This is a genomic window from Candidatus Neomarinimicrobiota bacterium (assembly GCA_034716895.1).
Taxonomy (GTDB): domain Bacteria; phylum Fidelibacterota; class UBA8477; order UBA8477; family JABMPR01; genus JABMPR01.
This window is the reverse complement of the sequence record JAYEKW010000125.1, coordinates 22,093-36,523: the sequence shown is the minus strand read 5'-3', so window position 1 is coordinate 36,523 and position 14,431 is coordinate 22,093. Positions and strand designations below refer to the sequence as shown.

12 protein-coding genes are annotated in these 14,431 nt (G+C 44.9%); 6 read left to right on the top strand and 6 right to left on the bottom strand.

From position 1 onward, the window contains the following. The 4 genes from U9Q77_08215 to U9Q77_08200 all read right to left on the bottom strand — a co-directional run. Positions 1-1,092: carboxypeptidase-like regulatory domain-containing protein (locus U9Q77_08215; GenBank protein MEA3287346.1), on the bottom strand; the 1,092-nt coding region annotated here is incomplete at its 3' end. Positions 1,093-1,334: 242 nt separating this feature from the next. After that, the gene (locus U9Q77_08210) at positions 1,335-1,796 is read right to left on the bottom strand and encodes an 8-oxo-dGTP diphosphatase (GenBank protein ID MEA3287345.1); all 462 of its coding nucleotides are present in this window, start codon (positions 1,794-1,796) and stop codon (positions 1,335-1,337) included. A gap of 116 nt (positions 1,797-1,912) precedes the next feature. Continuing rightward, positions 1,913-2,368 (bottom strand): MarR family transcriptional regulator, encoded by a 456-nt coding sequence (locus U9Q77_08205; protein ID MEA3287344.1) that lies wholly within the window; start codon positions 2,366-2,368, stop codon positions 1,913-1,915. Between the two features lie 388 nt (positions 2,369-2,756). Beyond that, the gene (locus U9Q77_08200) at positions 2,757-4,343 is read right to left on the bottom strand and encodes an ABC-F family ATP-binding cassette domain-containing protein (GenBank protein MEA3287343.1); all 1,587 of its coding nucleotides are present in this window, start codon (positions 4,341-4,343) and stop codon (positions 2,757-2,759) included. A 288-nt stretch (positions 4,344-4,631) separates the two neighbouring features. Between U9Q77_08200 and U9Q77_08195 the strand changes: the two genes are divergently transcribed. Next, complete coding sequence (locus U9Q77_08195) at positions 4,632-6,860, top strand: NADP-dependent isocitrate dehydrogenase (GenBank protein MEA3287342.1); 2,229 nt, start codon at positions 4,632-4,634, stop codon at positions 6,858-6,860. A 99-nt stretch (positions 6,861-6,959) separates the two neighbouring features. Here the strand turns inward: U9Q77_08195 and U9Q77_08190 are convergent, their stop codons facing one another. Next, on the bottom strand, positions 6,960-8,267 hold the full coding sequence (locus U9Q77_08190; protein ID MEA3287341.1) for a thymidine phosphorylase: 1,308 nt from the start codon (positions 8,265-8,267) through the stop codon (positions 6,960-6,962). Beyond that, entirely contained in the window at positions 8,242-8,808 is a 567-nt protein-coding gene (locus U9Q77_08185) for a gamma carbonic anhydrase family protein (GenBank protein MEA3287340.1), read from the bottom strand. Before U9Q77_08185 ends, U9Q77_08190 begins: the two co-directional genes overlap by 26 nt. 150 nt (positions 8,809-8,958) lie before the next feature. Between U9Q77_08185 and sufB the strand changes: the two genes are divergently transcribed. From sufB to U9Q77_08160, 5 genes are all read left to right on the top strand, one after another. Further along, the gene (gene sufB / locus U9Q77_08180) at positions 8,959-10,404 is read left to right on the top strand and encodes a Fe-S cluster assembly protein SufB (protein MEA3287339.1); all 1,446 of its coding nucleotides are present in this window, start codon (positions 8,959-8,961) and stop codon (positions 10,402-10,404) included. A gap of 192 nt (positions 10,405-10,596) precedes the next feature. Beyond that, positions 10,597-11,355 (top strand): Fe-S cluster assembly ATPase SufC, encoded by a 759-nt coding sequence (gene sufC, locus U9Q77_08175; protein ID MEA3287338.1) that lies wholly within the window; start codon positions 10,597-10,599, stop codon positions 11,353-11,355. Positions 11,356-11,369: 14 nt separating this feature from the next. Further along, the gene (sufD, locus tag U9Q77_08170; protein ID MEA3287337.1) at positions 11,370-12,698 is read left to right on the top strand and encodes a Fe-S cluster assembly protein SufD; all 1,329 of its coding nucleotides are present in this window, start codon (positions 11,370-11,372) and stop codon (positions 12,696-12,698) included. Next, entirely contained in the window at positions 12,691-13,908 is a 1,218-nt protein-coding gene (locus tag U9Q77_08165) for a cysteine desulfurase (protein ID MEA3287336.1), read from the top strand. The genes sufD and U9Q77_08165 overlap by 8 nt, the downstream gene beginning before the upstream one ends. Beyond that, on the top strand, positions 13,908-14,363 hold the full coding sequence (locus U9Q77_08160) for an SUF system NifU family Fe-S cluster assembly protein (protein ID MEA3287335.1): 456 nt from the start codon (positions 13,908-13,910) through the stop codon (positions 14,361-14,363). The genes U9Q77_08165 and U9Q77_08160 overlap by 1 nt, the downstream gene beginning before the upstream one ends. Positions 14,364-14,431 lie beyond the last annotated feature (68 nt).

Here is a 14,431-nt window from a genome sequence, read left to right as displayed (position 1 = left end):
CAAAAAGCTATGGTAGGTCTTTCTGAAGAGATGCGTTTGGGTCAACATACGTGGATTGAAACGATGTTGAATGCGTGCCGACATAAAACCATTATACCAACTTGAATGAGCACTGCGTCCTTGATCACCCAACCAATGGAGCTTATCAAATGTAAGATACATGTTGCCGGATATTTTGGTATCCTGACTTACATCGAAAGTGATCTTGCCATTAAGATCATAGAAATAATAATCCGGCCTGAAACGACGGTAAACACTGTCTGTCTGGGTAGCGCTGAGAGAATAAATAGCGTCAAAATCAACCCTGCGACCTGAAAAATACCAGGAACCACCAGCCGGGTGAGGACCAGAGGTTGTTAGCCCGCTCTCTACCAGACCCAGGATGGCTCGAACATCTGTTTCAGAGCGGTTTCCTTCACGATAGATCAATTCGGTCGCACCCACGTGTTCCGTGCAGGGCTGCCTGATATTTCCTGCGGAATGGTTTTCTATGTGCTTGACGGCATCCAGATTAAAAGCGGGATAGACATTGTACAGATGCCTGCTGTTTTCTACTGGAACCCCATCAATTATGTAATGGGTGAATTCACCAGTAGGATGCAACCACTGAATGGGCGCAGATAGTTCATACGAAAATGATTCTGACCCCAGATCCTCATCATCTTTCAAGTCGATCGGCACAAGTTGATCCAGAATGGGAATTTGGGCGCTGATCTTGAACTCAGGTGTAATCAGCAACGAATCTTCCACCAAAACTTCCTCACCACCCAATATCTGTGACCGCATGGCGATGGGAATGATTATGTGCGTTTCATCTTCAAAGCGAAATTTTTGATTATAGGTAATGTAGCCTATGTAGGAACAGACGACCTCAAGACTGTCATGATCCAGGCCGCTGAGATAGAAATAGCCATCCACATTGGATGTACCCCCCAAATAGGTCCCTTTGATCATCAGGTTGGCGTAGGGTAATGGTTCTAAAGTTACAGTATCACGAATGGTGCCGGAGATGGATCTTATCTGAGCATAGGTGGTAGATACCAGAATACTCATGATCAGAAGTCGCCAAACAAATTTCTTAATAATATTCATTTTGTTCCCCGGAACAGATGGTCTCAAATGCCGACAAGACGTAGAGCGGGATGAGACACAAAGTTTTTGATTTATCCAGTTTATCCATATTCATAACAAACATTTACTTAAAAGAGCTATCAGTGATCCTGATCAAAATAATGTCATCTTCCAATTAAATTGCAGTTGTTGACATTTGTCGCCTTCGCCATTTCACTGAGCATTTTCGCTGAATGAATAGGTTGCTTCCATTGGATTGCACATTAATGCCAAGTGACGTTCCAATCAAGAAGTCTTCCTGCATCATATTTAAAAACTGCCGAAAACATTCTGGGCTGATCTAACCACTTCATGAAGATCCGATCTCCTGCCCACAACGGCAGTTCAGACAATCCTTCATTGGTGATCCACTCCAGATACCCTTCAGGCGAGCCAATCAATTCACCCTCAAAATCAGTAAAACGATAGACGAAAACATACCAATCATTTTGACCATCAAAATTTGGAAAAGTGATAAATCCTTTTAGTTGCGGATCAGAAACAGTTAACCCGGACTCTTCCAGCACTTCTCGGATGGCACAGGCTTCAGGGGTTTCACCATTTTCAATTTTTCCACCCAGCCCATTCCATTTACCCCAATGCATGTCACCTTCTTTTTTGACCCTGTGCAGCATCAAGGTCTTATCGCCATCCATGAGATAACATAATGTTGCCAATTTGATCATAGCCAGTTTTCCATATCATCGCCTTCTATCAAATCCCGTCCCAAGCGGATGTTCCGGGATGAAAATAAAAAAAGTCCGGCGTAATACCGGACTTTTATAAACTCATTTAAATTAGATCAGGCGTTTTTCACCAACCAAACACTGACCAGACCTTGCATTAAAGATATGCCTTCATAGATCTTATCCCGATCACTTACTGATAGATCTTTCAGCATTTCCCCATGCAGGTCCGCGTATTCTTCTTTAAGCTTTCCTACCAGAGTTTGCCCTTTGTTCGTCAAACTGATCTTCGCAAAGCGACGGTCTTCAATACTCTGTACACGATCCACCAGTTTTTCAGCAAAAAGACCATCGATGATACGGGTGAGACGACTGGGTGACAAATGCATACTGCTGGCCAGTTCCTGTACTGAATATGTTTTGCCTGCTTCAATAATTCTCAAACAGCGAAATTCTGCGACTTTGAGTCCATGCTCCTTGGCAAATAGTTTTTCTTTTGCTTCACAGCAACGCAGCAGGTCAAAGGTAAGCTCAGTGATCACCGCAGCTTGTTGTTTTAATTTTACATCCATTGTGTTTTCCCCTATCATTTTTATTTAAAAGCTATCAAATATTTTTAGTATGCACACTCATTGTGAGACCCAATGATTGCTAAACCGCAAAAATTTAGTTTGAATTAGGCCTAAGACCAACTTTTTCTTTGCTAAAGTCAAAAATATCAGAAATGAAATTATTAATTATACATCACACTTATGCTTAACTAAGTCAAAGATGATATTTTGTTGATAGCAATATTTGGGTAAATGATTAATATTATTCCGTGAAAATAATTCGGCCATACCGTGAAACTCGATCTGCAAAATACCCTGAGCCCGTTCATATTGTGATCGTTAAAGCTCCTGATGGGAATTTCAACCCCATGTCGGCATCATGGGTGATGTTCTCCACTATAGTGAAGTTTTAAAGCTCCAGCCCCAGATATTCGTCATATCTCATGAAATTCTCGTCCAATACGCCAGCATCCAGGTCAATGACCCGGTTTGCAACGGTTTGATTGAATTCATGATCATGAGAGGTAAACAAGATGCTGCCTTTGAAACGCATAAGCCCTTCGTTGATGGCAGTAATACTTTCCAGATCGAGGTGATTGGTCGGACCATCAAACAGCATAACATTTGCTCCAGACACCATCATTTTGGCAAACATACAACGCACTCGCTCCCCACCAGACAAGACCCTGGTGTTTTTGAAGGCATCTTCACCGGAGAAAAGCAGCTGTCCCAATAGCCCCCGAATATAGGGTTCATGCTGATCAGGTGAATAAAGCCTGAGCCAGTCAATCAAATTGTATTTCCCAGCATCAAAATATTTTGCATTATCTTTGGGGAAATAGGATTGAGAAGTTGTAATACCCCAAGTCACTTTGCCCTTATCTGCTTCCAGTTCTCCAGACAGAATATTGAAGAGAGTGGTCGTTACCACCTCATTCTCCGCTAGAAATATGGTCTTGTCACCTTTATTAAGCGTGAAAGAGATATTGTCCAGAACCAGTTTGCCTTCGATGGATTTGGAGAGGCCTTCCACACTCAAAATATCCTTCCCCGTTTCGCGATTTGGCTCAAAATGGATATAAGGATATTTCCTGGTCGAAATCGGCATATCCCCCAACTCCAGCTTTTCGAGTTGCTTCTGTCTTGAAGTGGCCTGTTTTGACTTGGATGCGTTGGCGGAGAATCTGGCAATAAAGGCCTTGAGATCTTTGGCTTTCTCTTCAGCCTTCTTGTTCTGGTTATTTCTTAAGTTTCTGGCCAACTCACTGGACTGACGCCAGAAATCATAATTGCCAGCGTATGTGGTTATCTTTCCATAGTCAATATCCGCAATTTGAGTACAAACCTTGTTTAAAAAATGCCGATCATGTGAAACCACAATAACTGTATTGGCGAATTTGAGTAGAAAATGCTCAAGCCAGTCTTTGGCCTGAATGTCCAGGTGGTTGGTTGGCTCATCTAACAGTAGAATATCAGGATCGCCGAAAATAGCCTGAGCTAACAACACTTTTATCTTCTCCGACCCTCTCAATTCCTTCATGAGACGGTCAGAATAGCTGGCATTAAGTCCCAGACCAGCCAAGAGGATCTGGGCTTCGGACTCCGCCTCCCACCCATTCATCTCAGCGAATTCGCCCTCAAGCTCAGCTGCTTTCATACCGTCTGCATCAGAAAAATCAGGCTTCATATAGATCGCATCTTTTTCTTTCATAATGCGATAAAGTGTTTCATTCCCCATGAGAACCGTTTCCAAAACGGAATGTTCATCGTAAGCAAACTGATCCTGCTTCAGAACGGACAGACGTTCACCCGATCCTATGGCAACGTGACCCTTTTGCATCTCGATCTCACCTGCAAGCAGTTGGAGGAAAGTTGATTTACCAGCACCATTGGCTCCGATCAATCCATAACAATTTCCAGGAGTAAATTTAATATTTACATCCTCAAAGAGCTTCTGCCCTCCAAAGGTTAAACTAACACTATGCGTACTGATCATATTCCAATTCTATCCTCATTAAGCTCATCTTTCATCATCGGGCAACATATAGGTGATGAAAACGGCGGTTCAAACTGGAAAAGTGAGTGATATTCAATAGAATTGTCCGTACTGAATTCTGATTTTTCCTCAATTTAACTCCGAAACAATTTTGCTCTGGTCATTTCCCAGCTATTTTCAGCGCCGGAGATGAATGAACCATTCTCCATTTTTTACAGAATGGGCAGTTCTGTGTCAGATCTGACATTCACACCCAATCTACCAACGTTATTACACGAGGACCTTTAAATGTCACATTCTAAAATTATCTGGACCAAAATTGACGAAGCCCCTGCTTTGGCGACCTATACTTTATTACCCATTGTAAAAGCCTTTCTAAAAGACTCAGAAATTGATATTGAGACCAGTGATATTTCTTTGGCTGGACGAATTATAGCACAGTTTCCAGAAAACCTGAGTGACAACCAAAAGCAGGTCGATGCCCTGCAAAAACTGGGTGAATTAACACAGTCACATCATGCCAATATTATCAAACTACCCAATATCAGTGCCTCTATTCCCCAGTTAAAAAGTGCCCTCAAAGAATTACAGCAAAAGGGTTACAACATTCCTGATTACCCTGACGAAGCGACTACTGATGCGGAAAAAGCTTTGCAAAAACGTTTTGCCAGGGTGCTTGGTTCAGCTGTTAACCCGGTACTCAGGGAAGGCAATTCAGATCGTCGTGCAGCAGCTTCTGTAAAAAGCTTTGCTCAGAAGAATCCTCATCGGATGATGAAAGATTGGCCTGCTGGATCCTCAAAAACCCGTGTGGCTCACATGTCTGAAAAAGATTTTTATGGTAGTGAGAATTCAAAAACCATGGTCGATTCAACTGAAGTGAGGATCGAATTGGTCGATGTTGATGGACAAGTGACTCTGTTAAAGGATAAATTTCCCATCCAACAGGGAGAGGTTATTGATTCTTCAGTCATGAATGTGCAGGCGTTGCGCGCTTTTTATGCAAAAACCATGACCGAAGCTAAAGATGAAGACACTTTGCTCTCACTCCATTTAAAGGCCACCATGATGAAGATCTCCGATCCGATCATGTTTGGACATGCTGTCTCTGTTTACTATCAGGATGTCTTCGACAAACATGCCGAGATTCTGAAGGAGATCGGTGCTAATGTCAATAATGGTCTGGCTGATGTTGAGGATAAGCTGGATCGTTTACCTCTAGCCAAAAAAGCTGAGATCGAAGCAGATATTGCTGCTGTTTACACAAAACAAGCCGATCTGGCTATGGTTGATTCTGCCAAGGGGATCACCAATTTACACGTTCCCAACAATATCATTATTGATGCCTCCATGCCCAACATTGTGCGTGATGGAGGTAGAATGTGGAACCATGCTGATCAACTCCAGGATACTATTGCCATGATCCCGGATCGTAGTTATGCAACCATGTATTATGAGATCATTGAAGATTGCAAAATACATGGGCAGTTTGATCCGGCTACCATGGGCAGCGTTTCAAATGTAGGTCTGATGGCTCAAAAAGCTGAAGAATATGGTTCACACGATAAAACTTTTGAAGCTCCGAACAACGGAACCATTCGAGTGGTCAACACAACCGGGACAACCCTATTGGAACAGGCTGTTGAAACTGGTGATATTTTCAGAATGTGTCAGGCCAAGGATGCCCCGATTCAGGATTGGGTAAAATTAGCTGTATCAAGAGCACAGGCCAGTGGATCACCAGCCATCTTCTGGTTGGATGAGAACCGTGCACACGATGCAGAGATCATCAAAAAAGTGCAGTTCTACTTAAAAGATCACGATACGAATGGTCTGGATATTCGCATTATGAACCCTGTGGACGCCATGAAATTCTCCTTGTTGAGAATTCGTAAGGGTGAAAATACTATTTCTGTCACAGGTAACGTTCTGCGTGATTACTTAACCGATCTGTTTCCCATTCTTGAGCTGGGTACCAGTGCCCGCATGCTGTCTATTGTCCCTTTGATGAAGGGTGGCGGATTATTTGAAACCGGTGCCGGTGGCTCTGCTCCAAAACACGTGCAGCAATTTCTGAAAGAGGGACATCTTCGTTGGGATTCCCTGGGAGAATATTGTGCACTGGTCCCCTCTTTTGAGTTGGTCGCCAGAAATACTGGAAACGCGAAAGCCGCTCTTCTAGCTGAAACACTTGATGAAGCGATCAGCACTTATCTGGAAAATGCTAAATCACCCTCTCGGAAAGTGAATGAATTGGATAACCGGGGCAGCTCTTTTTATCTAAGCCTTTACTGGGCAAAAGCTTTGGCTGATCAATCTAAAGATCTGGAACTCAAAGCTAAATTTGAAACGATCTACAACCTGCTGAAAGAGCATGAAACTCAGATCGATTCAGAACTGCTGGCTGCCCAGGGATCACCCGTTGATATCGGCGGCTATTATTTACCTGATTTAATAAAGGTCAGTCAAGCCATGCGCCCCAGTACAACTTTTAATCGGATCATAGACGCTGTCTAGCTGATGAGTTTTTGAGTTCTGTGAGTTTTTTGGGGAGAGGGGTGGGACCCTGAGTGATCTGAGTGGAACGAAGATCGTATCGAAGGGTCTGTTCTCGAGCTATTCGATGCGTTCCACGATCAATGGAGGGACTTCAGGAATCTCATCGGTGATCTTGAATACTTGAGCCATCTGGCTCCCTACTTCTTCCAGGGCGCTCTCGTCATTGGAAAACAGTGTCAGTAATTCATCATCTGCTTCGACCCTGTCACCCAGTTTTCGATGGATATATAACCCACTGGCATAATCGATCTCATCACTGATCACCCGCCGACCCGCTCCCAGTTGAATACCGGCAAAGCCCAGTGCCATGGTATCTACTAGAGCCAGGTAGCCTGAGCGATCTGCCCGGATGGACCTACTGAATTTTGTAGAAGGATAGGCCTCCAAATTTTCCAGAACGTGTGGGTCTCCTCCCTGTAACTCAGTGATCTTCAGCAACTTCTCGAATGCTGTGCCATTATCCACTGCTTTTTGCTGCATTGCGATAGCGGCAGACTGTGACAAACCAGGATCGGCCATTCTCAATATCTCAGCTCCCAGGGCGTAGGTTACTTCCATGAGATCCGCTGGCCCCTGACCCTGGAGTCCCCGGACTGATTCTTTCATCTCGAGCCAATTGCCAATGGCATATCCCAGAGGTTGATTCATATCCGTGATCAAGGCGGTGGTTTTGATTCCGTAGCCCTTGCCAATAGAAACCAGACTTCTGGCCAGCGTCTGAGATTCTGCCACCGTCTGCATAAAGGCGCCATTACCAGTCTTCACATCCAGAACCAGTCCGTGAATACCTTCAGCGATCTTTTTACTCATGATGCTGGCAGAGATCAAGGGAATCGATCTCACGGTGGCAGTCACATCTCTTAACGAGTACAATTTTTTATCAGCAGGGCAGATGTTGCCAGTTTGCCCGATCAGACCAACATGATCTTGAATAACCAGATCATGCCAGGTATCCAGATCCAGATTAACATTGAAACCCGGAATTGATTCCAATTTATCCAGGGTTCCGCCACTGTGTCCCAGACCACGACCGGATATCATGGGAATATGAATACCTAACACCGCCAGAATAGGAGCCAATAAAATGGAAACCTTATCCCCCACACCGCCAGTACTATGTTTATCAGCTACAAATCCAGGTGCACCTGAGAAGTCCATTCGTTCGCCGGACTCCAACATGACCTTAGTTAACGCCAGGGTCTCGGCCGTATTCATTCCTTTAATAAAAATTGCCATGAGTAGGGCTGACATCTGATAATCTGGAATACTACCGGCATTATAAGCATCTATGAAGTTGGTTATTTCAGCATCAGAGAGCACTTCACCTCTGGCTTTCCGTTCAATGATCTGATAGGGTATCATCATCTCTCCGGTAATTTTGTGATAGTGCGAGGTAATGCTGCCAACCTTCACGCATCCGATCAAACATCTCCTGCCCCACCTCTCCACGTTGTTTGGCAGGGATTCCTGCCCATAAGGTACGGGAGGGAACCTGCTCATGCTCCTTGACCAACGCGCTGGCTGCCACCAGTGCTCCAGCACCAATTTTTGCCCAGCTCAGAATGGTTGCTCCCATCCCGATGAGCGCATCATCTTCCACGATACATCCATGGACAATGCATTGATGTCCCACTGTCACCCGATCGCCCACCAAACAGGGACCGTCTCCAGATTCAACATGTAAAATGGCTCCATCCTGGATATTGACGTTCTCACCGATCCTGATCTGGTGCAAATCACCGCGGATGACCACATTATACCAGACGCTGGTTCCGGCACCAATTTCCACATCACCAATGATAACTGCATTTTCTGCGATCCAGGCATCTGGGTGGATTTTGGGGGTTATCCCTTTATAGGCTCTAATAATCATTTTAAATTTTGCTCCATTTTGAGCTTCAAACATAATCATTGCTGTATGATAATCCACCCATGATTGAATTGTCAAGATGGGACATTTTTTAATCTTGACTTTTTTGTACAATATGCTTTACTTGCGACGAACATGGAGAAGAAAGAGCAAATATTGACCCCCGAAAACACCCCTGAAAAGTCCTTGAGCGATGATCAGCAGACCATCCAGAATATTACAAACCAGGAATACAAATACGGCTTTGTGACTGAGATCGAGATGGAAGAATTCCCTCTTGGTTTGAATGAGAACATCGTGCGCATGATCTCGGCTAAAAAGCATGAGCCCGAGTTCATGACCGAATGGCGACTTAAAGCCTACCGGCATTGGCTCAAGATGAAAGAGCCCACCTGGCCCAAGCTGAACTATTCCGAAGTCGATTTTGATGACCTCTACTACTATGCCGCTCCCAAAAACGAAAACGCTCCCAAAAGTCTGGATGAAGTTGACCCGGAACTGCTGGCTACTTTTGATAAACTGGGTGTACCCCTGGAAGAACGTGAGCTTTTGGCAGGAGTTGCGGTGGATGCCATTATTGACAGTGTTTCTGTCGCCACAACCTTCAAAGATAAGCTCAATGATCTGGGCATCATCTTTTGCCCCATGAGCGAAGCCATTCAGGAGCATCCTGACCTGGTCAAAAAATATTTGGGCACGGTGGTACCCTATACCGATAATTTTTATGCCACCTTGAACTCTGCAGTCTTCAGCGACGGTAGTTTTGTCTACATCCCCCCTGGCGTGCGCTGTCCCATGGAGCTTTCCAGCTATTTCCGGATCAATGCAGCCAAAACAGGCCAATTTGAACGCACTCTAATCATTGCCGACAAGGGCAGTTATGTGAGTTATCTGGAGGGCTGTACGGCTCCCATGCGAGATGAGAATCAATTGCACGCTGCCATTGTAGAGCTGATCGCCCTGGATGATGCTGAGATCAAATATTCCACTGTTCAGAACTGGTACTCCGGGAATAAAGAAGGTGTTGGTGGTATCTATAATTTTGTAACCAAGCGTGGACTATGTGCTGGTACACGGTCGAAAATATCCTGGACTCAGGTTGAAACCGGTTCAGCAGTTACCTGGAAATATCCCAGTTGTATTCTTAAGGGTGACTATTCAGTGGGAGAATTCTACTCCGTTGCCCTGACCAATAATTTTCAACAGGCAGACACAGGATCCAAAATGATCCACCAGGGAAAGAACACTCGTAGTTTGATCATTTCCAAAGGGATCTCAGCCGGAAAGAGCAGTAATGCTTATCGGGGACTGGTTAAAGTGAACCGTAAAGCTGAAAACGCCCGTAACTATTCACAGTGTGATTCACTTCTCATCGGGGATCAGTGTGGCGCCCATACCTATCCCTATCTGGAGATCGAAAACCCATCTGCCCAAGTTGAACATGAGGCAACTACCTCAAAGGTAAGTGAAGACCAAATATTTTATCTGAATCAAAGAGGCATTTCTACTGAAGATGCTGTAGGAATGATCGTCTCGGGTTATGCCAGGGAGGTCTTTCAGCAATTACCCATGGAATTTGCCGTGGAAGCTCAGGCCCTGATGGCAGTCAGTCTGGAAGGTTCGGTTGGATAAAGGGCATTGCTCTCGCAAAGACACAAGGGCGCAGAGAAGTGCTTATGCAAATTTGCCAGAAACTGGTCAGTGCTCCAAGAGAAGAAATGAAAACGTTGATGGGCACCTGAAAAAGCACAATAAAGAAACCTCTGCGGCGGGGGGAATAAAGCATACTACTGGTTTGTTAGAAGTTTAGGAGAATTTAAATAAATGTTATCGATTAAAGATTTGCATGTCTCTATTGAGGATAAACCGATCCTCAATGGCTTGAGTCTTGAAGTCAATCCAGGTGAAATTCATGCCATCATGGGTCCCAATGGTTCAGGAAAAAGCACCCTGGCCCATGTTCTCTCCGGTCGTGAAGGATACACCATAACCAAGGGCTCAGCTCATTATAAGGGGCTTGACCTGCTTGAAATGGCTCCTGAGATTCGTGCCAGAGAGGGTCTTTTTCTGGCTTTTCAGTATCCAATCGAAATTCCAGGGGTCAATAATACTTCTTTTCTGAAAAAAGCTCTCAATGAGATCCGTAAACATCGCGGTGAGGAGGAGCTGGATGCCATTGACTTTCTGAGCCTGATCAAAAAACAAATGGCTCTGGTTGAGATGAAAGAGGATCTGCTTCGACGGCCGGTCAATCAAGGTTTTTCCGGTGGAGAGAAGAAACGCAATGAAATCCTGCAAATGGCTGTACTCGATCCTACTCTTGCTATTCTGGATGAAACGGATTCTGGACTGGATATTGATGCTCTTCGTATCGTCGCCAGCGGTGTTAATAAACTACGTTCAGAATCGAATGCCTTTGTGGTCATTACCCATTACCAACGTTTGCTGGACTATATTGTCCCTGATTACGTCCACGTTTTATCCAACGGACGTATTATTAGATCAGGCACCAAAGAGTTGGCACTGGAGCTGGAGGAGCGCGGTTACGACTGGTTATTAGAAACAGCCGGAACCTCATCCTGAACGGAGCAGTTGAAGTGTCTGAAACAGTGAATAATTTCAAAAATTGGATTCAGGATCAGGTTTATTCCGATTCTGACCAGAGTTTTACCCTTTCATCTGAGTTGCGTCAGCCTTCGCTGGCAGTACTGGATTCAGGGGATTTTCCAACCCGCAAAGATGAGGAGTGGCGCAACACACCTCTGCATAACCTTTTTTCGCGTACACTTGAACCAGCAACCAAAGATCAGGTGAATCTCCCCTTATTGGAGAAACTCAAACAAGCCGTCCCAAAGGCCCTCCAGCTTGTGTTTGTGAATGGTGTTTTCGCCAGTGAACTTTCAGTAGATCTATCCTCTGAAGTGCCAGCAGGCCTCAAGATCAAACTCATGTCCACGCTTGATCCAGAAGCGCGTCAACGAGCTGAAAAAAGCATTCGTAACGCAAAATTAACTGATGATAACATCTTTCATCATATTACTCTCGGACTATCCCACTCAGGTCTGTTTATTGAATTAGCTGGGAATGTTGAGATCGAGAAACCCCTCCACATACTGTATCTCAGTTCTGCCAACAACTCTGCTTCCTTCTCAAATCCTCTGCATGTGATCCGTATCGGGCAAAACAGTCGCCTAAAGATTATTCAACAGTTTGCCTCAACGGCAGGCGTAAAAGCCGTTACGGTTCCATCTGACATCATCCAATTGCAGGAAGGAGCCGGTCTGGATCTGGTTAAGATCGGCCTGGAATCTGAGGAGACCGACCATGTATCCAATACAGCAGTTGAGATTGCAGGCTCTGCCATATTGAAAGCTCACCAGTATCTGTTGGGGTCCCGTTTGACCCGCTCAAATCTTGAAGTTACTTTTGCCGGACCCGGAGCAACAGCAGATCTGCGAGGTCTTTATTTAGGAGATGGTTCACAGCACCTGGATATCCGCACCTACATGGATCATGCTCATCCTCACTGCAGAAGTGACCAGCATTTTCGTGGAATCATGAATGACAATTCTCGCGGTGTCTTTAATGGAATGGTATTGGTTCGAGAACATGCTCAACAAACTGATGCCCAGCAATCCAACAAAAACCTGCTGCTTTCCCGGGATGCCCGAGTTGATACAAAGCCTCAATTAGAGATCTTCGCCGACGATGTTAAATGCACCCATGGAGCTACCGTGGGAGAATTGGATGATGATGCCCTATTCTATCTCCAGTCCAGGGGAATTTCCCGTACTGATGCGGTTTTAATGCTTACACGTGCTTTTTCGGTGGAGATCACTCAAGACATCCAAATCGAAACACTCAGGGGTTATGTCGAGGAAGAGATTGCCAGGCGCTTAGATAGGATCGGATCAGACCATGTTTGATATTCAGAAAATCCGTAATGACTTCCCCATTCTACAGATCCAGGTTCATGGTAAACCTTTGGTTTATGCTGATAATGCCGCCACAACCCAGAAGCCTCAGCAGGTAATCGATGCCATCAGTGATCTATATACCCATAGCTATGCAAATATTCACAGGGGAGTCCACCTCCTCAGTCAACGATCAACAGCTCTGTATGAGGGAGCCCGTGAAACGGTCAAAAATTTCATCAACGCCGGAAGTACCAGGGAAATCGTTTTCGTACGAGGAGCAACCGAGGCAATTAATCTGGTAGCTTCCAGTTTCCTGGAACCACTGTTGGAAAATGGCGATGAGATCCTGATCTCGGAAATGGAACATCATTCCAATATAGTGCCCTGGCAAATGTTGGCTGAGCGCAAACAAGCCAAGCTCAAAATCATTCCCCTATTGGAAAATGGTGAATTGGATCTTTCCCTTTTACCACAGCTCCTGAGTAAAAAGGTCAAGTTAGTGGCAGTCACGCATATGTCCAATTCTCTGGGAACTATCAATGATGTTTCCACAATTATTAAGCAGGCTCACACTCGAAATATTCCTGTTTTGATAGACGGTGCTCAATCTGTTGCTCACTTTCCCATTGATGTCCAGGCTCTGGAATGTGATTTCTTTGTATTTTCCGGACACAAGATCTATGGTCCCACCGGGATCGGTGCCCTGTATGCGCAGGAAAAACATCTACAGAGTATGCAACCGTATCAAGGCGGTGGCGATATGATCCTTGATGTAAGTTTCGAGAGAACCAAGTTCAATGATATCCCCCATAAGTTCGAGGCTGGCACACCAAACATAGAGGGGACCATTGGTTTGGCAACCGCCCTTGATTATGTCTCAGAGCTGGGTATTGCAGTGATCGATGATTACGAGCAAAAGCTGTTGCATTACGCAACTGAGCAACTCGAGACAATTGATGGATTGCGGATCATTGGAACTTCAGCTCACAAAGGCAGTGTAATTTCATTCGTGCTTGAGGGCGTTCACCCTCACGATATTGGGACAATCATGGATATGGAAGGTGTGGCAGTACGCACCGGCCATCATTGTACCCAACCGGTAATGGATTGTTTTAATATCCCAGCCACAACTAGAGTATCGCTCTGCTTTTATAACACCAAAGCGGAAGTGGATGCAATTACTGCAGCCATCCGGAAAGTAAAGGAGCTCATGGGCTGATGTCAGAACTACGAGAGCTATACCAGGAAGTCATCCTGGATCACAATAAAAATCCCCGGAATTTTAGAAAGTTGGAACCATGCTCGCATCACGCCAATGGGTACAATCCACTGTGCGGCGATAAGCTTGAACTTTTCCTGGATATTGAAGACGGAATGATCAAGGATATTGCTTTCATCGGCAGTGGTTGTGCCATTTCCACTTCATCAGCCAGTTTGATGACTCAGTTCCTGAAGGGTAGGACAGTCGTGGATACAAAAAATATTTTTAAACATTTTCATGATCTGGTTACTGGTAAACCACTTGATGCTGAAGAGTTGGAAAGCCTTGGTAAGCTGGGCATTTTTGCCGGTGTCCAAGAATTTCCGGCTCGGGTTAAATGCGCCAGTCTTTCATGGCATACGCTCATGAATGCCCTTGACAGCACTGATGAAACAACCCAAACAGAAAATTGAAACAATTCGATGAACTTTTCCACGAAACAATTTGCAATCGGAGTGTTCACTGTGAGCTCTGTGGTTAA